We start from the raw sequence: 21,450 nt of genomic DNA, 5'->3' as shown, positions 1-21,450 counted from the left end.
CTACGCCGTCGCGGCTTCGGCCACGAACTTCCGCCAGCCACCATAGCTGGTGATATCCCGCGCCTCGCCCAGCACCTCCGGCTCGACGAGAAAGCCCTTGACGCTGCGGCCATCCGCGAGCCGGATCGTGCCAATCGCCATCGGTGCAGGTATCGCATTGACGAATTTGCCGAACGCAGACGACGACAACGACCAGATCTCCAGCTCGATCGACGTGCCCTTGCCGGCCTCTACGCGCAGCAGGCCCGGCTTCGGCGGCGTGGTCTTCAGCGCATAGAGCCTGTAGTCCGGCGCGGTCCTTGTCGCCTCGATCAACTTGCCGTTCAACGCCTTCAACTCGCCGTTCAGCGCCATGCCGGACAGATGCGCGCCGACCACGGCAACGGGGATCTCGTCGCCGCTGCTCTTCGGCAGCGGCGCGAGAGGAGGCTGCGTCGCGCCCTTCGCGCCAACCGTCAACCTCGTATCCGCATGGAAGACGCGACCTATGCCCGAAAGCATCGCATCGCGCCCCGCAGGCGCCAGCAACGTGATGCCGAACGGAATCCCGTCGCCACGCATCGATGCCGGCACGGCGAGGCCGCAGAGGTCGAGCAGGTTGACGAAATTGGTATAGGTGCCGAGCCGGCTGTTCAGCTCGATCGGATTGGCGAGCACCTGCGCAGTCGTATACGCCGTCGGCGCCGTCGGCAGCACCAGCGCGTCGATGTTTGCAAAGGTGCGCTCGGCGATCTTGCGCAGGCCCTGGAGACGATAAAGCGCGGAGAAGGTTTCCGCCGCCGTCAGCCGCGCGCCGGCCGCGGTGATCTCGCGCGTCACGGGATGAATCGTATCAGGAGCCGAGGCCAACAGGTTCTTGATCACGAGGTAGCGTTCGGCGACCCAGGGACCTTCATAGAGCAGCCGTGCCGTCTCGTAGAACGGCTCCAGGTCGAACTCGACCAGATCGGCGCCGAGCGCGGTCCAGCGCTTCAGCGCATCGGCGTAAGCGGCTTCCGCTTTCTTGTCGCCGAAAAAGATCAGCTGCCCGTTGCGCGGCACGCCGAGACGTAGATTCGCCGGGAGTGGCGTGATCGCACCCAGCGGGCGGTCGCGCGAGAACGGGTCAGCCTGGTCAGGTCCAGTCATCACCGAGAGCGCAAGCGCGGCGTCGTCCACCGTCAGCGCGAACACCGAGATGCAGTCGAGCGTGCGGCAGGCCGGCACGAGTCCCGCGGTCGAGATCATGCCGAGGCTCGGCTTCAGGCCGACAATATTGTTGAGCATCGCCGGCACGCGACCCGAGCCTGCCGTGTCGGTGCCGAGCGACAGCGGCACGAGGCCCGCGCCGACCGCAACGGCCGAGCCCGAGCTCGATCCGCCGGGAATGAGATCCTGGCGGATCGAATTTTTGGGAACGCCATAGGGCGAGCGCACGCCGACGAGGCCGGTCGCGAACTGATCGAGATTGGTCTTGCCGATGATGATCGCGCCGGCCGCGCGCAGCCGTTCTACCGCGGTGGAATCGTGCGTCGGCGTGTAGGAGAAGGCCGGGCAGGCCGCCGTTGTCGGAAATCCCAGCGCATCGATGTTGTCCTTCACCGCGACCGGCACCCCATAGAGAGGCAGGCTCGCGGCATCCTTCGCGGCGAGCTTCTCGGCTTCCGCGATCGCGTCCTTCTCGTCGCGCAAGCTGATGAAGACAGCGGGATCGTCGTGGTCGCGGATGCGCTGATAGGTCCGCGCGATCGTCTGCGCTGGCGTGAGCATGCCCGCGCGATGCGCGGCCACAATCGCGGCGATCGTTTCAGGCTGGTCAGCCCCCATGGCGATAAAACTCCGGCAACGGGTCTCACCCCGGATTGAAGCAAGCGATGTGCCATTGTGTACATTATCCGGGCAGCGCGGTCGCTCCGGATATTACAGCAGGATCAGGTGTTTGGGAGCTACGCCGATGAGCGGGCGGGTGATCGCATCAACGGCCGGTTCTGGGCATTTGCCCAAATCATGTGCAGCCAGGATCAGGTGAAGTCCGCAAGGATCTGGAGCAGCCGCTCCCGGTTTGCCTTGCCGATCCTGTCCTCGACATGCCGCTCGTGCTCGGCGGCGAGGCGCTTGAATTTGGCCAGCGCCGTCTCGCCCTGGGCGGTGAGGTGCAGGGCGTGCGAACGCCGGTCGGCCTTTGACTTGATCCGCTTCACCAGCCTGCGCTGCTCCAGGCTGTCGAGCAGGTGCACCAGCCGCGCGCGCTCGATGCCGAGGCGCTTTGCGACCGCCATTTGCGAAAGGCCCGGATTGGCGCCGATCACCGTCAGCACCGAATATTGCGTCGGCCTGATATCGACATCGCCGAGCGTCTTGATGAAATCCTGAAAGATCCAGATCTGGAAGCGCCGCACCGCATAGCCGGCATGGCCGACCAGCGCGTCGAGGCCGATCTCGTCCGCGTCGATCCGCCGCGCTATACCGTTGCTTTTCTGCGGGGGCGTCTGGGCTGCACTGGCTGTCACGTGGGATCTCCTGCCGCCCAACCCTAGCGCCTTGGCGGCTTCAGCGGAAGATTGTTGTTGACGACAACAATTGTCGTGCCCAACATTATGGCCAAAGCAGCCCGGAACGAGGTTGCGACTGATCCCGGACGTGCCGGCGAGGAGGAAGCCATGACGTCAGCCCCACGCGGTGACGCTTCGAGCCTGTTTGCAGCGCCGAGAACCGTCGCCGAGCATCGCGCCGACGGCAGCATCGTGCTGCGCTCGCCGGATCCGTTGCGCGGCAGTGCGCGCTGCATCGGTGACTGGCTGGAGCATTTTGCGCAGCAAGCCCCTGGCAAGATCTTCCTCGCCGAGCGCGACAGCGCCGACACGCCCTGGGCCACCGTGACTTACGCGGGTGCCCTGCAGCGGGTGCGTGCAGCGGCGTCGTGGATCCTGGCGCAGGGGCTCAGCGCTGAGCGACCCGTCGTCATTCTCTCCGACAACAGTATTGACCATGCGCTCCTTGCGCTGGCCGCCCAACATGTCGGTGTGCCCTCAGCCGCGATCTCGCCGGCCTATTCGCTGATGTCAAAGGATTTTGACAAGCTAAAGGGCATGACCGCGCTGCTCGAGCCCGGCGCGATCTATGTTTCCGCCACCAGGCCGTTTGCCGCGGCGCTGGCCGCGATCAAGCCGCTGCACAAGGCGCAGATCATCAGTGGTAATGCCGGCGACGCCGATGCGCTTGCCTTCCGCACCATCGCGGCAACGCCTGAAACTCCCGACGTCGCAAAAGCCTTTGCCGCGGTGACGCCCGACACGATCGCAAAATTCCTGTTCACGTCAGGCTCGACCGGAACGCCGAAGGCAGTCATCAACACCCAGCGCATGCTGACCTCGAGCCAGCAGGCCAAGGCGCAGACCTGGACCTTTCTTGAACAGAGTGGCGATGATCTCGTCATTCTCGATTGGCTGCCCTGGAGCCACACCTTCGGCGCCAACCACAATTTCAATCTCGTGCTGCGCAATGGAGGTTCGCTCTATATCGACGGCGGCAAGCCCGCGCCCGGTTTGTTCGCGACGTCGCTCGCCAATCTGAAGAGCGTGATGCCGACGGTCTATTTCAACGTCCCGCGCGGTTTCGACATGCTGATCGCGGCGCTGCGCAGCGACGAAGAACTGCGCCGCCGCTTCTTCGGCGAGGTGAAGTTCGCCTTCTATGCCGGCGCCGCGCTGCCGCAGAACCTCTGGGATGCACTGGAGCAGCTCTCCGTCGAGACGGTCGGCCATACGCTGCCGATGGTCTCGGCCTGGGGCTCGACCGAAACCTCGCCGTTGGCGACTGACTGTCACTTCCTCGCCGAACGCTCCGGCAATATCGGCGTGCCGATTCCCGGCACCGAACTGAAGCTCGTCAAGTCGGGCGACAAGCTGGAAGTGCGCGTGCGCGGCCCCAATGTCACGCCGGGTTACTGGAAAGCGCCGGAGCTGACGAAGCAAGCTTTTGACGAGGAGGGCTTTTATCTCATCGGCGACGCGGTAAAGCCGGCGGACGCTGAGCGGCCCGAGTGCGGCCTGTTCTTCGATGGCCGCGTCGCGGAAGACTTCAAGCTCAATTCCGGCACCTGGGTCAGCGTCGGCACGCTGCGCGTCGCCGGCATCGCCGCGCTGGCGCCGCTCGCGCAGGACATCGTCGTTGCCGGCCATGGCGGCGACGAAGTGCGCTTCCTGGTGTTCCCGAACCTTGCCGCCTGTCGCGCGCTCGCCGGCCTGCCTGAGAACGCTGCGGTGACCGAGGTGCTGGGCCATGACAAGGTCAGGCGTGCGATTACGGAGGGCCTCGCCAGGTTGAAGGGGCAGAGCGGAAACTCCTCCGGCCACGCCACCCGTGCGCTACTGCTCGCCGATCCGCCGTCGGTCGACGGCAGCGAGATCACCGATAAAGGTTACATCAACCAGCGCGCCGTGCTGACCCGCCGCGCAGACGCGGTGGCGACTTTGAGCGACGATGCCTCCGCCGGGTGGATCGGCTGCGGTCGCTGACTTGAACCTGCGAGCAACGGCTCGTGGCCCGGACGCAGCGCAGCACGTAGTGATGTGCTGCTGAGCCGGCGCCCGGCCCGTTCACGTTGCGCTGGTCCGGTTCTGCATTGCGTTATTTCATGCCGCAACGCGCAGAGGACGCGGACCGATAGACTTGCAAAAATGAGAAAATCAAGTAATGATTATATATCATAACTAAATTAGGGAGGCCGCCCGTGAGGATTGGCTTGGGATCGACCGCCGCGCTGGCCGTTCTTCTTGGATCGACCGCGCTGGCCCGCGCCGAGGGTGAGGCCTGCTCGCCGGTGACCACCGCCTCGCTTGCCGTCTCGGGCGTCGAGATTACGGGATCAAAGACGCAGGAGGCTGCCAACGGGCTGCCCAAGCATTGCATCTTGACCGGGATTGCCAACCAGCGCACCGGTGCGGACGGAAAATCCTATGCGATCCGGTTCGAATTGCGGCTTCCTGCCGAATGGAACGGCCGCTTCCTGCACCAGGTGAACGGCGGCAATGACGGCGTCGTCGTGCCGGCTTTGGGCGACAAGCCTGACGGCTTCGCCTCCGGCGGCACGGTGCCGCTGGCGCGCGGCTTTGCCGTGCTGTCGTCGGACAGCGGGCATTCCGGCTCGGATCCCGCGAACAAGTCGCTGGGTCTGACCGCGGGGGCAGCCTTCGGCCTCGATCCGCAGGCCCGGCGCGACTACGGCTACGCCGCCGACATGACGCTGTCGCCGGTCGCCAAGACAATCATCGCGCTGCACTATGGCCGCAAGCCCGATCGTTCCTACATGGCTGGCTGCTCCAACGGCGGACGCCACGCCATGGTCGCGGCCTCGCGCATGCCCGAAAACTACGACGGTTTCCTCGTCGGCGATCCCGGCTTCGATCTGCCGCGCGCTGCTATTCAGCACGCATGGGACGTGCAGGCCTTCCTGAAGGCTGATCCGGACGTGCGCAAATCAATCACCAAAGAGGACGCGCAACTCATTGCTTCCCGCATCACGGAGGCCTGCGACGCGCTCGACGGCGTCAAGGATGGGCTGACCGCGAACCTCGCGGCGTGCCAGAAGGCGTTCGATTTCAAGAGCCTCGTTTGCGTGCCGGGTCAGACCAATGCCTGCCTGCCTGAAGCCAAGGTCGATGCGCTGAAGACGAGCCTTGCGGGACCGAAGAATTCGAAGGGCGAGGCGCTCTATTCCGACTGGCCGCTCGACGGCGGCATCGGCACCGGCAATTGGCGTGCCTGGAAGGTCGAGAGCCCGGTCGTGCCTTGGAACAACTATCCGATCATCGCCACCATGGGCGCGGCGTCGCTGAACTACATTTTCTCGACGCCGCCGGTTGCGGTCGAAGGCAGCAACGACAAGCTCGTCGACGCACTGAAGGCTTACGATTTCGACAAGGACGCCCCGAAGATCTTTGCCAAGGATGGTGCGTTTACCGAGTCGGCGATGGATTTCATGACGCCGCCCGACGTCGACGATCCCCGGCTCGCGACTCTGCAAAAGGCTGGCGGCAAGATGCTGATCTACCACGGCCAGGCCGATCCGGTGTTCTCGCTGAACGACACCATTCGCTGGTACGATCGGTTGAACAGGAACCTGCAAGGCCATGCCGACGGCGTCGTTCGCCTCTTCACGATTCCGGGCGGCACTCACTGCGGTGGTGGTGTCGCGCTCGACAAGTTCGATGCGCTGACCGCGCTGACGGATTGGGTGGAGAAGGGTAAGGCGCCCGAGCGGATTGTCGCCTCGGCCAATCCCGCCAACAAGGAAGTCCCGGCCTCGTGGAGCCCGAGCCGCACGCGACCGCTGTGTCCGTATCCGTCCTATGCCGCCTATTCGGGGCAGGGCAACAGCGAGGACGCCGCGAACTTCGTCTGCAAGGTGCCGTAGTCACCTGCCTTTCGGCAATCCGTGACGATGCGCACCATCGACCCCGGAATCTCGAGATTCCGGGTTCGCCTTTCGGGCGCCCCGGAATGACGGTCGAAGACCTTGCTCGATTTGGCTCGCGCTTCCTTTTGAATAAGCCACCATTGCTGACTCACCTCGCACACCTTCTTTTTGTTGCCTAAGCAACTAATTTGTGCGAATCCTTCACAGGCAGGGTGACTGCGGGATAACCGCTGAGCCCGTTCGGGGAGGAGCCATGTCTGGCAGGAACGGTGCCGCCGGCAAACGCTGGCGCATGCTCCAATGAAAGTCGGACGGATCACGCAGCGCGGCGGCTCAGCTATCGCTGCCCGTCACCGCGCCGAGATTTTCGTGCAGCCGGCGCAACAAATCGATCAGTACCTCGCGTTCGTCCCTGCTCAGACACGACAGCAGCCGCCGCTCGCGCTCGAAGGCGGCGACGATCACCTTGTCATGGGTGGCGCGACCCTTCGCAGTCAGCGAGATCGAATGAGTGCGGCCGTCATTGGGATCGGTCCGGATCGACACATGGCCGCGCTTCTCCAGTCCGGCGAGCGTGCGGCTCACCGGGCCCTTGTCGAAGCCGATGACGTGGCAGATGCGCGAGGCGGGAATGCCGGGCTCGATCGCCAGCAGCGACATGATCCGCCATTCCGTGACGTTGACGCCGAACTGCTTCTGATAGAACGCGGTCGCGCTGTTCGACAGCTTGTTGGCGATGAAGGTGATGAAGGCCGGTACGTAACGGTCGAGATCGAGCGTCGGCCCGACGTCGGCAGGCGCAGGCTTTTGGCGGGATCTGGTCGACGGCGGCATAGCGGGATTCTGTCTCGCGGCGTGGCTGATGACCTAAGGGCAAGCGCTGCCCTTTCACAAGATCAAAATGAGGGAGGACCTTCATGAGCGCATCCGGCTCGACCGCATCCGGCGTCCCGCATCTCGGCGTCGACCCTTTCGACATGGACTTCTTTGCCGACCCGTATCCCACGCATGAACTGCTGCGGGAGACCGGGCCGGTCGTCTATCTCGACAAGTGGAAGCTCTATGGCGTGGCGCGCCATGCCGAGGTCCATGCCGTGCTGAACGATCCCGCGACTTTCTGCTCCAGCCGCGGCGTCGGCCTGTCCGACTTCAAGAAGGAAAAGCCGTGGCGTCCGCCGAGCCTGATCCTCGAGGCCGATCCGCCCGAACACACCCGCACCCGCGCGGTGCTGTCAAAGGTGCTGTCCCCGACCGTGATGAAGGGGCTGCGCGATCGTTTTGCGGCTGCAGCCGAGGACCGCGTGGATGCCCTGCTGCAGATGCGCTGTTTTGACGCGATCACCGATCTCGCAGAGGCTTATCCGCTCTCGATCTTCCCGGATGCGCTCGGCCTGAAGCCCGAAGGGCGCGAGCATCTCATTCCTTATGCAAGCCTCGTGTTCAACGCCTTCGGTCCGCCGAATCAGCTCCGGCAGGAGGCGATTGCGCGCTCGGCGCCGCACCAGGCCTATGTCACCGATCAGTGCCAGCGGGACAATCTCACGCCCGGCGGCATCGGCGCCTGCATTCATGCTCATGTCGACGAGGGGGCCATCACGGCTACCGAAGCGCCGTTGCTGGTTCGCTCGCTGCTGTCGGCCGGCCTTGATACCACCGTCAACGGCATCGGCGCCGCCGTCTATTGCCTGGCGCGCTTCTCCGAGCAGTGGCAGCGCTTGCGCGCCGATCTCACGCTCGCGCGCAACGCGTTCGAGGAAGCGGTGCGCTTCGAAAGCCCGGTGCAGACCTTCTTCCGCACCACCACGCGAGAGGTCGAGCTGTCAGGCGCGACCATCGGCGAGGGCGAGAAGGTGCTGATGTTTCTCGCCGCCGCCAATCGCGATCCACGGCGCTGGGACAGGCCCGACAGTTACGACATCACCCGTCGCACGTCGGGCCATGTCGGCTACGGCTCGGGCATCCACATGTGCGTCGGCCAACTCGTGGCGCGGCTCGAAGGCGAGACGATGCTTTCGGCACTGGCTCGCCGCGTCGCCAGCATCGAAATCACCGGCGAGCCCAAGCGCCGTTTCAACAACACGCTGCGTGGGCTAGACAGCCTGCCTGTGACGATCACTGCGGCCTGACGTTACTGGCGGCGAAGGGCGCCCGCTGCACCTTCTCCCACGAGGGGGACGGAAGCAAACTATACCACCTTGCTGCTTCCCTGCGTGATCAGCCGCGCCGCGCGCTGGTCGCGGGCGTAGATCCATAGCCAGCTCAAGGCGACGCTGAGGCGGTGGCGGAGGCCGATCAGGAAGTAGATGTGGGCGATGCCCCAGATCCACCACGCGATGGTGCCGCGCAGTTTGACCTTGCCGAAATCGATGACCGCGAGCCGCTTGCCGATCTGGGCAAGGCTGCCGGCGTGCTTGTAGCGGAATGCGCCCTTGCTCTCGCCGCGCAGCCGCGCCTTGATCGTGTCGGCGACATGCTTGCCCTGCTGCTTCGCCGCCGGCGCGATGCCGGGCACCGGCTTGCCGTCCCAGGCGTTGATGTTGATGGTGTCGCCGATCGCGAAGATTTCGGGATGGCCGGGAATGGTAAGGTCGTCCTCGACCTGCACGCGTCCGGCACGGTCGGCCGGTGCGCCCAGCCATTCCGCCGCTGGCGAGGCGCGCACGCCGGCGGCCCAGATCCGGGTCTTGGCATTCAAGAGCTGACCGCCGAACACCACGCCATCACGGTTGATCTCGGTGACGGCTTGTCCGAGCACGACTTCCACGCCAATCTTTTCCAGCGAGGCTTGCGCGTAGGCCGAGAGGTCGTCGGGAAAGCCTCCAAGCACGCGTGGACCAGCCTCGATCAACACGACGCGCGCCTTGGTCGTATCGATGTTGCGGAAATCGCCGGGCAAGGTGTGATGCGCCATCTCGGCGATGGTGCCGGCGAGTTCGACCCCGGTCGGGCCGGCGCCGACGATGACAAAAGTCAGCCGCGCGGCGCGCTTGGCCGGATCGGTCTCGCGCTCGGCGCGCTCGAACGCCACCAGGATGTGGCGGCGCAGCGTGGTCGCGTCTTCCAGCGTCTTCAGCCCCGGCGCCCACGCCTCCCATTCGTCATGGCCGAAATAGGCGTGACGCGCGCCGGTCGCGAGCACCAGCGTGTCGTAGGGCACCTCGCTGCCGTCGTCGATCAGCACGCATCGGCGCGCGGCGTCGACGCCGCTGACCGTCGCGAACAGCGTCGTCACCTCGCGCCGGTCGCGCATGAGATGGCGCACCGGCCAGGCGATCTCGCTGGTCGATAGCGAGGCGGTCGCGACCTGGTAGAGCAGCGGCTGAAACAGATGGTGGTTGCGGCGGTCGATCAGCGTGATCTCGACCGCCGCGCCCGCGAGGCGGTAGGTCGTCTCCAGCCCGCCGAAGCCGGCTCCGACGATGACAACGCGATGGGGAGTTGCGGCCATGATGCACCCTTCGAATCTCGCTGCGTCTTTCTCTATTTAAGAGCGGATCGGGCGCCGCGGTCCAATAGCCGTCATCAATCGCGGCATAGGCCTGAAGCATCGATCAGGCGCGCAAAAGCGCCGCAGCCCCCGGACCGGCCCTGGACCGGCCTTGGTCGAAGTGAGTAGAATTATATTTCTTGCCATCCTCATTTGAGGCGAAATATGGTGCAGGAGCGGGCGCTGAGCCATTGGCGGCGTGATAGATTTTGCGTTCAATAGAGACAGACCCGGGGCGGCGATCACCCCGTTTCCGGGATCAATAATAAGGAGGGGAGTGGTTATGAGGACGGCATTCTGGCTGGCGGGCGCAGCAGCGCTGGTGCTGGCAAGCCCGGCTTTCGCCGGCGACACCATCAAGATCGGTTTCGTCTCGACTTTCAGCGGCCCGACCGCCGTGATCGGCAACGACATGCGCAACTCGTTCGAGCTCGCGCTTGATCACATGGGTCGCAAGATGGGCGGCAAGCCGGTCGAGGTGATTTACGAGGATGACGGCCAGAAGCCCGACGTCGGCAAGCAGAAGACCGAGAAGCTGGTGCAGTCCGACAAGGTCGATTTTCTTGTCGGCTACATCTGGTCGAACGTCCTGCTGGCCTCGCTCAAGACCGCGGTGGACTCGCAGACCATTCTGGTCTCGGCGAATGCAGGTCCGTCGCAGCTCGCCGGTGAGCTATGCTCGCCTTACGTGTTCTCGACTTCCTGGCAGAACGACCAGACGCCCGCCGCCATGGGCCTCTACATGAACCAGAAGGGCGTCAAGAGCGTGTTCCTGATCGGACCGAACTACGCGGCCGGCAAGGACATGCTTGCGGGCGTGAAGAGTACGTTCAAGGGTGAGGTCAAGGGCGAGGAATATACGGTCTGGCCGAGCCAGCTCGATTTCTCCGCAGAACTCTCGAAGGCGCGCGCCTCGGGCGCGGAGTCGATCTTCGTGTTCTATCCCGGTGCGGCCGGCGTGCAGTTCCTCAATCAATACGCGCAAGCCGGCCTGAAGAGCACGATGCCGCTCTACACGGCGTTCACCGTCGACGAGTTGTCGCTGCCGCTGCAGAAGGAGAACGCGCTTGGCGTTCCCGGCGCGCAGGAATGGGTCAACGACCTGCCTAACGAGCAGAACAAGCGCTTCGTCGCCGATTACCGCAAGAAGTACACCGGCCTGCGCCCGACCTACTACGGCGCCCAAGCCTATGACGCCGCCCAACTCATCAACAGCGCGGTCGTCGCGGTGAAGGGCGACACCAGCAAGAAGGACGCGATGAAGGCCGAGATGGAGAAGGCCAACTTCAAGTCGCTGCGCGGTCCCTTCAAATACGGCAACAACCACATCCCGGTGCAGAACTTCTATCTCCAGGACGTGGTCAAGGACGGCGAAGGCCAGCTTTCGCTGAAGACGGTTGCGACCATCGTGGAGAACGACCAGGATCGTTTCCACGACAAGTGCCCGATGAAGTGAGCTGAGCTCTTTCCTTCGTCATTGCGAGCGAAGCGAAGCAATCCAGAATCCCCCTGCGGGACGGCCCTGGATTGCTTCGTCGCTTTGCTCCTCGCAATGACTGCGTGCATAGAGTTTACACCCGCGGCATGCTCGGAGGGCGCACTTCGCGGGCTTGCGCGGCAAGCCTGATCCCGGCATTGGCCGCGCCAAAGCCCTGATAGCTCCTCCGCTCGACGATCTCGAAGAAGAAGCGCTCATCGAAGATATGGGTGTAGACCTGGAAGAACTCGCCGTCGCCCTCGCGGTCGTAGAGAATGTGGTTGGCGCGGAGCTTTGCCATGACATCGGGCGCGAGCTCGTATTTGGCTTCGATGTCGTCGTAGTAATTGTCGGGAATGTCGAGGAAGCCGGCTCCGCGCGCACGCATCGCGGCGACGGTGGCGAAAATGTCCTCGCACGCGAAGGCGACGTGCTGCACGCCTGAGCCGAAAAACTCCGAGATGAAACGCGCCGGCAGCGTGCGGTTGGCGGAGGAGCCGTTGACGACGAAGCGCAGGCTCTGGTCGCCGTTGATGAGAGCCTGGCTCTGCACGAGGCCCCTGGGATCGGCGATCTCCATCTGCGGCAGCCGCTTGAGGTCGAGGATCCCGGTGTAGAACAGCAGCCAGGACAGCATCTCGTCATAGGGCATGGACTGCGCGATGTGGTCGACGGCGAGCAGCGCATCCGTGCCTGCGTCGCTTGCAACCGGTGCGAAATCCGTATCCCAGTTCTTGCCGGCCTGGTCGAGGAAATACAGAAGGCTGCCGCCGACGCCGTGGATCGCGGGGATTTCCAGCTCGCCCGGTCCGACCGGTTGATAGAAGGTGCGCGCCTTCAGCGTCTCCGCTCGCTGCATGGCAAGGCCGGCGTTGTCGACATCGAGCGCGATGGCGCAGACGCCGGGGCCGTGCGTCACGTAGTGCGAATGCGCAAAGCCGTCGGTCTCGGAGTTGATCACGAGCTCGACCTTGCCCTGCGACCAGCGTTCCACCGCCTTGCTGCGGTGCTTGCCGGTCTTGCGGAAGCCGAGCTGCGAAAACAGCTGAGCGAGCTCGCCGGCCTTGGTCTCGTTGACGGCGAATTCGATGAAGCCGGTGCCGCTGCTCCTGGGCTTCGGTGCCAGGGGCTCGCCCACGAGCTTTGGCCAGTCCGGGGCAAGGTGGTCCTGCAACAGGATCAGCGAGCGCAGGCCGTCGACCGCGGTCTGCGCCGCGGAGCCCGCGCGGAACTGATCGTTGAAGATCTCCAGCGACCACGGCCCGGAATAGCCGGTCGCCGCGATCGCCTGCATGAACTCGCCGACCGGCAGATCGCCCTGCCCGGGGAACGAACGGAAGTGCCGACTCCACGACAAGATGTCGAGCTCGAGCTTCGGCGCGTCGGCAAGCTGCACCAGGAAGATCTTGTCGCCGGGGATCGAGGCCATCGCGCGAACCGGGAAGCCCGGCGCCAGCGCGTGAAAAGAGTCGAGGATGACGCCGATTGCGGGATGATCGGCACGTCGCACGATCTCCCAGGCGTCGCGATAGTCGTTGACGTGGCGTCCCCAGGCCAGCGCCTCGTAGCCGACGCGCAAGCCGCGCTTGGCGGCGCGGTCGCCGAGCTCGCGAAAATCGTCGGCGGCGCGGTCGATGCCGCCGAGCGAAGCTGGCGACACGTTGGAGCAGATCAGCAACAGATCGGTGCCGAGCTCCTGCATCAGGTCGAACTTGCGCTCGGCACGGGCAAAATTGCGCGCGCGCTGCGGCTCCGGCATGCCCTCGAAATCGCGGAACGGCTGGAACGCACAGATCTCGAGGTTGAGGTCCTTGCAGAGCTTGGCGATGTCGCGCGGGCCTGAACCGAACGACAACAGGTCGTTCTCGAAAATCTCGACCGCCTCGAAGCCGGCGGACGCGATGGCGCGCAGCTTCTCGTCCAGCGCGCCTGAGAGGGAAACGGTTGCGATCGAGCGCTTGTTCATGCGGCCTGCTCCATGATGTGGCCCGGCGATATTTTTTGGCCCGTGCGCGCCGCCTCGCTGACGGCTTCGACGACCGCGAGCGTGCCCATGGCGTCTTCCACTGAGATCAGGGGTTGTTCCCGGCCCGCGATCACGGCGCAGAAGTGCCGGAGCTGCTCGGCCAGCGGATCGAATGTCACAGGCGCGATCGTCTCGCGCGACAGCGGCGCATACCAGCCAGGCTGCTGCCTGTAGGACCACAGCTCCATATTGGGAACCGACAGCGAGCCCGCGGTGCCGGAGAAGATGTAACAGGGCTGATCCTGCTTGGGATACGCAGCATTCTCGCCCGAGGCGAGCTCCCAGCTCCACGGCGCGGGCGTTGCGTCCGACACTGTCACCGTGCCCAGCGCGCCATTGGCGAAGCGCAGCAGCAAGGCGGCGGTGTCCTCGACGGCGAAGCCGCGAACCTTGTTCGAGGTCAGCGCCTGCACCTCGGTGATCTCGCCGCAGACGAAGCGGAAATTGTCGATGTCGTGGATGAGGTTGATGAGGAGGGGGCCGCCGCCGTGCTCGCGCCGCCACGCCACGTCGAAATAATCGTCGGGCTTTTTCAGCAGCCACAATCCGACCACGGCGGTGAGCTGGCCGAGCTTGCCGGTCGCCACCGCCTCGCGCGCGGCCTTGATGATGGGATTGTGCCGGCGGTGATGGCCGACCAGCATCGGCACGCCCGTCCGTTTGATCGCCGTGCACAGGCGTTGCGCGGTCGCGACGGTGTCAGTCACCGGTTTCTCGATCAGCGCGGGCACGCCGGCTTGTGCGCAGTCGAGCGCCATCTCGAAATGCAGCGCGTTCGGTGAAGCGATGATCAGACCATCGGGCTTCTCGTCCGCCAGGAGCGCGCGGTGGTCCGCATGCCAGGGCGTGCCGCGCGCCAGCGCAAATTCACTCGCGGCGGGGGAGGGGTCGGCGATGCCCGCGAGCACGCAATCGGGCGACGCGTCGATCAGTTCGACATGGCGGCGGCCGATCAGGCCGGCGCCGGCAACGGCGATGCGCATTTTCGCGCTCATGCCGCGCTCTCCTCCATGGCGCCGCCGAGGAAGAGCTGGCCGATCCTGGGGTCGTTGAGGATGCGCTCCGCCTTGTCGACCATGCGGGTCTGGCCGAGCTCGAGCACGATGCCGATGTCGGAGATCTCCAGCGCCGAGCGCGCATTCTGCTCGATCATCAGGATGGTGACGCCGCGGTCGCGCAGGGACTTGAGGATGTCGAAGGTCTGCTGCACCATCAATGGCGAAAGGCCGATCGAGGGCTCGTCGATCAGAACGAGCTTGGGCTCGAGCAGCAGCGATCGCGCGATCTCGAGCTGTTTCTGCTCGCCGCCCGAGAGCGTCGAGGCCTGCTGCGTCGATTTGCGACGCAGTGCGGGGAAGAGGTCGAGCGCTGCTTCGATCCGTGTCGGCAGGTCGATACCCTTGCCGGCGGCGACACCGCCGAGCTCGATATTGCTGCGAACCGAAAGCTCGGGGAAGATGTTGCGGCCCTGCGGCACGTAGCAGATGCCGGCATTGAGCAGTGCGCGCTGGCTCAAACCGGTGACGTCGCGGCCGGCAAAACTGATCTTGCCGTCGCGCAGCTTGAGCAGGCCGAAGATCGCCTTGAACACGGTGGATTTTCCGGCGCCGTTGGGGCCGATGATCGTGGTGATGGTCGCCGGCGGCACCGAGAAATTAGTGCCGTTCAGGATCGTCATCTTGCCGTAGCCACCGACGAGATTGTGAACCGAGAGGATCGGGTCGCTCATGGTCGCTTTCCCTAATGTCCGAGATAGGCTTCGATCACGGCAGGGTTCTTGCGCACTTCGTCCGGCCGTCCCATGGCCAGAACCTTGCCTTCCGCCATCACCATCACGCGCGAGCACAGCGACATCACGAACTCCATGTTGTGCTCGATCACGACGAAGGTGGCGTTCTTCTCGCGGTTGATCGCGACCAGCCGCTCCTTCAGGTCCGCCAGCATCGTCGGGTTGACCCCGCCGGCGGGCTCGTCGAGCAGCACGAGACGCGGCCCGCCCATGAACGCCATGGCGGCGTCGAGCAGCTTCTGCTGGCCGTAGGAGAGGCCGCCGGCAGGTTCGGCCGCGAGATGGTCGAGCTTGAAGAAGCCGATCATCTGATTGGCGGCCTCGGTCAGTCCGGCATCGGAGCGGCCGACCAGGCGCGAGGCCATGTTGCCCTGATGCTCCTGGCCCGCGAGGATCAGGTTCTCCCGTACCGAGAGTTTTGGGAACACTTGCAAGAGCTGGAAGGTGCGGCTGACGCCGAGCTTGTTGAGCTCGGAGGGGCGGAGGCCTGTGACGAGCTTGCCGTCGAGCTTGACCTCCCCGCCCGATGGCGTGAGCTGGCCGAGGATGCAGTTGAACAGGGTCGATTTGCCGCAGCCGTTCGGGCCGATCAGGCCGAGGATCTCGCCCTCGCGCACGTCGAAGGAGACGCCGTCGACCGCGGTGATGCCGCCAAAGCTCTTCTTGATATTGGTGACTTCGAGCACCGCACTCATTGCGCCGTCTCCAGGCGGGACTTGGCGACGGCACGCAGCGCGGAGGCTGCCTTGGTGCGTCGCGCGGCCATATAGCGGTCGAGGATGCCCAGGATGCCCGTCGGCGACCAGATCAGAAGTCCCATGACCGCGATGGCGTAGAGCATCAGATAATAGCCTTCGGTGAAGCGCAGCCATTCCGGCAGCAGCACTGCAATCATCGCGCCCAGGAAGGGACCGAAATAGAAGCCGGCGCCGCCGACGATCACCATCATCAGGAGATCGAGCGAGAGCGACAGGTTGAAGGGAACGGGATCGATATACTGCGTCAGCGGTGCATAGAGTGCGCCCGCGACGCCGCCGAGCGCCGAGCCGATTGCAAACGCCATCAGCGTATAGCGGCGGGTGTCGATGCCGAGCGATTGCGCGCGCAGCGGATTTTCGCGCAGCGCCATGAAGGCGCGGCCCCAGGGCGAACGGATCAGCCACCACACGGCAACCGAGACGATCGCGAGTGAGCCGAGGCAGACATAATAGAACGGCAGGGGCTTGTTGGTCGCGACGCCGAAAATATGCGGCCGCGGAATGTTGGAGATGCCGTAGATGCCACCGGTGAGCCAGCTCTCGTTGCGGAACACGAGGAAGGCGAGCGTGGAAAAGGCAAGGGTGACGAAGGCGAGGTAGTGGTGCTGCACGCGCAGCGCGGGATAGCCGAGGATCCAGCCGACCGCGAAGGCGAGCACGATCGCCGCCACGATGGCGGCCGGCAGCGGCCAGCCGTGAGTGGTCATGATCGCTGAAGCATAGGCGCCGATACCGACGAAGGCGCCCTGCGCCAGCGAGACCTGGCCGGCATAGCCGAGCGTGAGATTGAGGCCCATCGCCGCGATGGTCATCACCGCCCACTGGCTGAGGATGAACAGGCCGTAGCGGTTGAAGTTGATGGGAATGACGATCAGGCCGGCAACGACGATGAGGCCGAGCGCGATCTTCAGGGGTTTGGCAAAGCCGCTCATACCGTGCGCTCCTCGGCGCGGCCGAGCAGTCCTTGCGGCCGGAACAGGATCACGGCGATCAGGAAGATCATCGGCACGGCGGCGCGGTATTGCGTCGAGACGTAGGCGGCCGCGAGGTTGTCGAGCACGCCGATCAACAGGCCGCCGGCGATCGCGCCGCGCACCTGGTTGAAGCCGCCGACGATCGCCGCGATGAAGGCGGCCTGGCCGAGCACTTCGCCGGAGGAGAATTTCGCCAGATAGATCGGCGTGATCAGCAGCGAAGCCAGCGCGACCAGGAAGGCGTTGATCAGGAAGGTCAACAGGATCATACGCTCGACCGGCACACCGATGATGCGCGCGACCGTCGGGTTCTGCGCCGCTGCCTGCATCTGGTGGCCGAGCGAAGTGCGGTTCAGCAGCGTGGTCAGGCCGAAAACGGCAACGATCGCGACGACGAGCACGCCGATGCTTTGCAGCGAGACTGCGTGGCCGAGCACGGAGATGTCGCTGGTCGGTACGATCGACGGGAAGGGCGAAGCCTCTGCGCTGAAGAATTGCTTTACGGCTTCCTTGATCCCGATCGCGAGCGCCATGGTCGCGATTGCCAGCGGCAGCACGCCGTGGCGCATCATCGGGTCGACCAGAAGCATCTTGAAGGCGAGGCCCAGCAGGATCATCGACAAGAGGGTACCGAGGATGATCGCGAGCCAGAACGGCGCGCCGACATGCATTGCCGCCAGCATCAGGAACGCCGGAAGCATCACAAACTCGCCTTGCGCGAAATTGATGGTCTGCGAGGTCTGCCACAGCAGCGTGAAGCCGACCGCGACCAGCGCGTAGATCGCGCCGGTGGCCAGTCCAGCGACCAGAAGATCGAACAGATTGGACATTTTCCCCTCTCGCGTCGCTCTTTCGTCTCCCTCTCCCAGTCTTACGGGAGAGGGCGGGTGAGGGGCTCTGTCCGCGAGCCCATCTCTCACCGGCTTTGCAGAAGCACTCCTCACCCCGACCCTCTCCCCGCCAAGAGCGGGGCGAGGGAGAAGGGAGGCGAAAATCACTTCATCTTCGGCAGCACCTGCTTCACCACCTGTTTGCCGTCGACCACTTCGACCAGGAAGCTCTGGCGATCGATGTCGCCATTCTGGTCGAAGGTGACGTCCATCAGGATGCCCGGCTCGTCGGCGGCCTTGATGGTCAATCCGTGCAGCGTGTCGGCGAAAGCCTTGGAGTCGACCTTGCCCATCTTCTCGGTGGTGGCCTTCACCATGTAGACGGCGAGATAGCCCTTCAGGCCGTTGTGATCAGGAACGTAGTTGTACTTCTTGGAGAAGCGGTCGCGGAAACCCTTGATCAGGTCGACCGGGGCGTCGGTGGTGAGGCCGACATGGCCGCGCGCGCCGTTGGCGGCATCGCCGGCGAGTTCGATCACCTTCTGGCCGATCAGCGTGGTCTCGCCCATCAGCGGCGCGGTGACGCCCTGGCGCTTCAGCTCTTTCAGGATGCGTGCGCTCTCTTCCTCGTTGAGGTAGATGAACACGGCGTCGGGATTGGCGGCCTTGATCTTGCCGACGTCGGCGGCGAAGTCGGCCTGGCCGGCTTCTGTCGAGAGATCTGCCACCACCTTCGAACCAAGACGCTCGAGCTCCTTGATGACGACGTCGCGGCCACCGCGGCCAAAGTCGTTGTTGACCCAGACCACCGCGACCGACTTCGCCTTCATGTCGTCGTGAATGTATTTTGCGACCTTCGGCATCGAGGACTGCTGGCCGAACGAGGTCCGGAACAGGAACTTGTTGCCGGCCTGCGTCAGCTCGGCGGCTTCGCCGCCCATGATCTGCGTGATGCCGGCTTCGGCGGCGAGCGGGGCGGTGACCTTCACCGAGCCGGAATAGCCGGGGCCGAGCAGCACATAGGGCTCGGCATCGAGTGCCTTCTGCACCTGTGCGCGGGCAACGCCGGGGTTGGACTGCGAGTCGGCGTGGGTGACCTCGAGCTTGCGGCCGAGCACGCCGCCCTTGGCGTTGATCTCCTCGATCGCGAGATCGATGCCGTTCTTCCAGTTGGTGCCGACGGTGGCGCCGCCACCCGAAAGCTCGGCGACGTCGGCGAGCTTGATCGCCTGCGCGAAGGCGCCCGTCGTCGTGATCGCGGTGAGCAGCGCGCCCACCAGTAGCGTTGATTTCATCGTCCTCTCCTCCCTTTCAATTTTGCAAGCGGCCTTGTGTCCGGCCGCTTCGCCTCAAGCTGCCTGATAGGCGGCGCTGCGCGCGGCCATCACGGCGTCGAAAGCCTCTCCCATGACTTCGGTCGAAGGGGCAAGGCCGGTGAACAGTTCGAAGGCGTCGGCGGCCTGGTAGATCGCGAGCTCGCGCCCGGTCATGATCCGTGCACCCTTCTCTTTCGCTGCGGCAAGCAGCGGCGTGATCAGCGGCGAATAGACGGCGTCGGCTACCCACAGGTCCGTGCGCAGCAGCGCCGGCGGCACCGGCGTGTCCCGGTTCGGCAGCATGCCCACCGGCGTGCCGTTGACGAGGCCGGTCGCGCCGTCGAGCGCGTCCTCGACGCTTCGGGCCACCCGTGCGCCGCCATGCGTGGCCAGCAGCGAGGCGAGCTTCTCGGCCCGGGCCGGCTCGCTGTCGAAGATGCGAAGGTCGGCCACCTTCAGGCTCGCCAGCGCAAAGGCGATCGCTTTGCCGACGCCGCCGGTGCCGATGACGGCCACAGCATTTGCGGAGGGCCCCAGCAGCGGCTTGACGGCGCGCGCAAAGCCGGTGGTGTCGGTATTATGGCCGATCAGCCGGCCGTTCTTGACGACAACGGTGTTGACCGCGGCCATGGTGGCTGCGGTCGTGGCGAGCTCGTCGAGCAGCGGCACCACGGCTTCCTTGTAGGGAAAGGTCACGTTGACGCCGGCAAAGCCGAGCCGCCGCACGCCCTCGAGCATCATGCTGAGCGCGGTCGCGTCAGCGCCGGCGACCTCGATCAGCTGGTAATGGCCGCGCAGGCCGAGCGCCTCGGCGGCGCGTTCATGCATGGCGGGCGAAGCGGAATGGGCGATCGGCGCGCCGATCAGGCCGGTCAGGAGCTTTTTGGAGGCAGCAGGTCCGCGGCTAGACATGATCCACTATCGTCTTTCGGGGCGCGTTGATATCAGGCCATTAGCGGGGAAATCCGCGCAATTCCAAGAGGGACGATAGTCATTCCCGAGCCTAACACAATTACCCATTTATCCGACAAACCTAACATTATGTTATTTCTTTCGCCCGCGCGCCGGCGCGACCTTGCCATTGCCGCGGGAGGGCTCGACCGCGCGCATCTCGGCGCGCAGGGACTCGATGAAATGCTCGACATGCAGCGACAGCGGCGCGCCGCGCTTGACCGCGATATAGGTGTCGAACCGGGTCGGCTCGGTAATCTTGATCAGCTCGATCCCGGGATAGCCGCCATGGGCCACCGTGAACTGGTCGATGATGGCGATGCCAAGCCCCGCCTTCACCAGTGCGCAGACCGTGGTGCCGAACCGTGCACGGATGGTGATGTTGTACGCCAGCCGGTTGCGCGCAAAGATCTCGGCCATGATCCGGCCGTAGGGGTCGTTGGGGTCGATGCCGATCAGCGGGTAGCGGGTGATCTCGGCGGCCGAGACCTGCTTGCGGCCGGCCAGCTCGTGGCCCGGCGGCACGATGCAATAGAGCTCGCCCGAGGCGAGCGGCATGAAGTCGAGCCCGGAATGCTCCAGGCGGTAGCTCATCGCTACGCACTCGCCCCGGCCGAGCATGAGATAGTCGATGGCTTCCTCCAGCTTGAGGATGTTGATGTCGATGCCGAGGTCGGGATAGCGGCGGCGGACGCGCTCGATCGCGCGTGGCACCATCACCTGCGAGATGCTCGGGACCGAACCGATGCGCAGCTCGGACAGTCCTCCGCGGCCGATCTTGGAGATGATCTCGGAGAGGTCGTCGACCTTCTTGTAGACGCCGTTGATCTGTTCGAAGATGTTCTGGGCTTCCGGCGTCGGAAAGTAGCGGCCGTTCTGGCGCTGGAAGAAGCGGATGCCGAGCGAGCGCTCGGTGTATTTGACCAGGCGGCTGATCCCCGGCGCCGAGACGTTGAGCAACTTCGCCGCGCCGCCAATGGTGCCTGTCACCATCACGGCACGGATCACTTCAACCTGGCGCAGCGTCATCATGGTCTTGGCATCCGAAAGACGATCGTGGCGGCGATCATCTCACGAGAGCCGTGATGTCAGCTAGCGGCAAGTGCTCGACGGTGTGGATGGGGGAGCTGCGCTCCATCCGGGCATCTTGAAATCGGCGCGCTCGAATTGAAGGACGTCGTCGCGCGATGCGTTGCGTCGGCGTCGTTTGCTGCAACTGCGTTCTAGCTTGCCGGTCCCTCCGGCGACACGCTGCCGGGGCGCTCCGCGCGTTCGCTTTGCAGTACGTCACGCGCGAACTCGATGATCTTCTGCTTGTTTGCCGTATCACGGACGGCGAAAAACACGCGGTTCAATTCCAGGCCGAGCACGCTGTTGAGGGCGATGTTCTCGTCTTCCATCGTGGTTTTCCCGCTCCAGACGTCTTAGGTGTAACTGGACGTTAC

The 21,450-nt window shown here is 64.6% G+C and carries 18 protein-coding genes; 4 read left to right on the top strand and 14 right to left on the bottom strand.

The genetic code is table 11. The features are described from left to right. Both atzF and XH90_RS33315 read right to left on the bottom strand, forming a co-directional pair. On the bottom strand, positions 1-1,806 hold the full coding sequence (atzF, locus tag XH90_RS33320) for an allophanate hydrolase (RefSeq protein ID WP_194478448.1): 1,806 nt from the start codon (positions 1,804-1,806) through the stop codon (positions 1-3). A 194-nt stretch (positions 1,807-2,000) separates the two neighbouring features. After that, the gene (locus XH90_RS33315) at positions 2,001-2,489 is read right to left on the bottom strand and encodes a MarR family winged helix-turn-helix transcriptional regulator (RefSeq protein WP_194478447.1); all 489 of its coding nucleotides are present in this window, start codon (positions 2,487-2,489) and stop codon (positions 2,001-2,003) included. Positions 2,490-2,639: 150 nt separating this feature from the next. On the opposite strand from XH90_RS33315, the gene XH90_RS33310 reads away from it, so the two are divergent. Further along, a complete protein-coding gene (locus XH90_RS33310; RefSeq protein ID WP_194478446.1) occupies positions 2,640-4,496 on the top strand; it encodes a feruloyl-CoA synthase in 1,857 nt (618 codons plus the stop codon). 215 nt (positions 4,497-4,711) lie between these two features. Beyond that, a complete protein-coding gene (locus tag XH90_RS33305; protein WP_194478445.1) occupies positions 4,712-6,394 on the top strand; it encodes a tannase/feruloyl esterase family alpha/beta hydrolase in 1,683 nt (560 codons plus the stop codon). Positions 6,395-6,730: 336 nt separating this feature from the next. Here XH90_RS33305 and XH90_RS33300 read toward each other — a convergent pair whose 3' ends face one another. Then, a complete protein-coding gene (locus XH90_RS33300; protein ID WP_194478444.1) occupies positions 6,731-7,231 on the bottom strand; it encodes a MarR family winged helix-turn-helix transcriptional regulator in 501 nt (166 codons plus the stop codon). 83 nt (positions 7,232-7,314) lie between these two features. Here XH90_RS33300 and XH90_RS33295 point away from each other — a divergent pair, with 83 nt between their 5' ends. Next, positions 7,315-8,523, top strand: a complete 1,209-nt coding sequence (locus XH90_RS33295) for a cytochrome P450 (RefSeq protein WP_194478443.1) — start codon at positions 7,315-7,317, stop codon at positions 8,521-8,523. A 59-nt stretch (positions 8,524-8,582) separates the two neighbouring features. On the opposite strand, the gene XH90_RS33290 is transcribed toward XH90_RS33295, so the two are convergent. Further along, positions 8,583-9,845: an NAD(P)/FAD-dependent oxidoreductase gene (locus XH90_RS33290; RefSeq protein ID WP_194478442.1), complete on the bottom strand. Its 1,263-nt coding sequence runs from the start codon at positions 9,843-9,845 to the stop codon at positions 8,583-8,585. Positions 9,846-10,167: 322 nt separating this feature from the next. Between XH90_RS33290 and XH90_RS33285 the strand changes: the two genes are divergently transcribed. Beyond that, the gene (locus XH90_RS33285) at positions 10,168-11,340 is read left to right on the top strand and encodes an ABC transporter substrate-binding protein (protein ID WP_194478441.1); all 1,173 of its coding nucleotides are present in this window, start codon (positions 10,168-10,170) and stop codon (positions 11,338-11,340) included. A 115-nt stretch (positions 11,341-11,455) separates the two neighbouring features. On the opposite strand, the gene XH90_RS33280 is transcribed toward XH90_RS33285, so the two are convergent. The 10 genes from XH90_RS33280 to XH90_RS33235 form a co-directional block, all read right to left on the bottom strand. Beyond that, positions 11,456-13,327, bottom strand: a complete 1,872-nt coding sequence (locus XH90_RS33280) for a bifunctional sugar phosphate isomerase/epimerase/4-hydroxyphenylpyruvate dioxygenase family protein (protein WP_194478440.1) — start codon at positions 13,325-13,327, stop codon at positions 11,456-11,458. Continuing rightward, entirely contained in the window at positions 13,324-14,382 is a 1,059-nt protein-coding gene (locus XH90_RS33275; RefSeq protein ID WP_194478439.1) for a Gfo/Idh/MocA family protein, read from the bottom strand. The genes XH90_RS33280 and XH90_RS33275 overlap by 4 nt, the downstream gene beginning before the upstream one ends. Then, positions 14,379-15,116 (bottom strand): ABC transporter ATP-binding protein, encoded by a 738-nt coding sequence (locus tag XH90_RS33270; protein ID WP_194478438.1) that lies wholly within the window; start codon positions 15,114-15,116, stop codon positions 14,379-14,381. Before XH90_RS33270 ends, XH90_RS33275 begins: the two co-directional genes overlap by 4 nt. Before the next feature lie 11 nt (positions 15,117-15,127). Further along, entirely contained in the window at positions 15,128-15,871 is a 744-nt protein-coding gene (locus XH90_RS33265; RefSeq protein ID WP_194478437.1) for an ABC transporter ATP-binding protein, read from the bottom strand. After that, a complete protein-coding gene (locus XH90_RS33260) occupies positions 15,868-16,866 on the bottom strand; it encodes a branched-chain amino acid ABC transporter permease (protein ID WP_194478436.1) in 999 nt (332 codons plus the stop codon). The genes XH90_RS33265 and XH90_RS33260 overlap by 4 nt, the downstream gene beginning before the upstream one ends. Then, on the bottom strand, positions 16,863-17,738 hold the full coding sequence (locus XH90_RS33255) for a branched-chain amino acid ABC transporter permease (protein WP_194478435.1): 876 nt from the start codon (positions 17,736-17,738) through the stop codon (positions 16,863-16,865). The genes XH90_RS33260 and XH90_RS33255 overlap by 4 nt, the downstream gene beginning before the upstream one ends. Before the next feature lie 164 nt (positions 17,739-17,902). Beyond that, positions 17,903-19,033, bottom strand: coding sequence for an ABC transporter substrate-binding protein (locus XH90_RS33250; protein WP_194478434.1), 1,131 nt, complete (start codon positions 19,031-19,033; stop codon positions 17,903-17,905). A gap of 54 nt (positions 19,034-19,087) precedes the next feature. Then, the gene (locus XH90_RS33245; protein WP_194478433.1) at positions 19,088-19,966 is read right to left on the bottom strand and encodes a shikimate dehydrogenase; all 879 of its coding nucleotides are present in this window, start codon (positions 19,964-19,966) and stop codon (positions 19,088-19,090) included. Positions 19,967-20,098: 132 nt separating this feature from the next. Next, positions 20,099-21,037 (bottom strand): LysR family transcriptional regulator, encoded by a 939-nt coding sequence (locus XH90_RS33240; protein WP_194478432.1) that lies wholly within the window; start codon positions 21,035-21,037, stop codon positions 20,099-20,101. A gap of 191 nt (positions 21,038-21,228) precedes the next feature. Beyond that, positions 21,229-21,405, bottom strand: a complete 177-nt coding sequence (locus XH90_RS33235) for a hypothetical protein (RefSeq protein WP_128954487.1) — start codon at positions 21,403-21,405, stop codon at positions 21,229-21,231. Between the last annotated feature and the right edge of the window lie 45 nt (positions 21,406-21,450).

Source organism: Bradyrhizobium sp. CCBAU 53338 (assembly GCF_015291665.1).
Taxonomy (GTDB): domain Bacteria; phylum Pseudomonadota; class Alphaproteobacteria; order Rhizobiales; family Xanthobacteraceae; genus Bradyrhizobium.
Note: the sequence above shows the minus strand (reverse complement) of the source record. Positions and strands in the feature narration are given on the sequence as shown.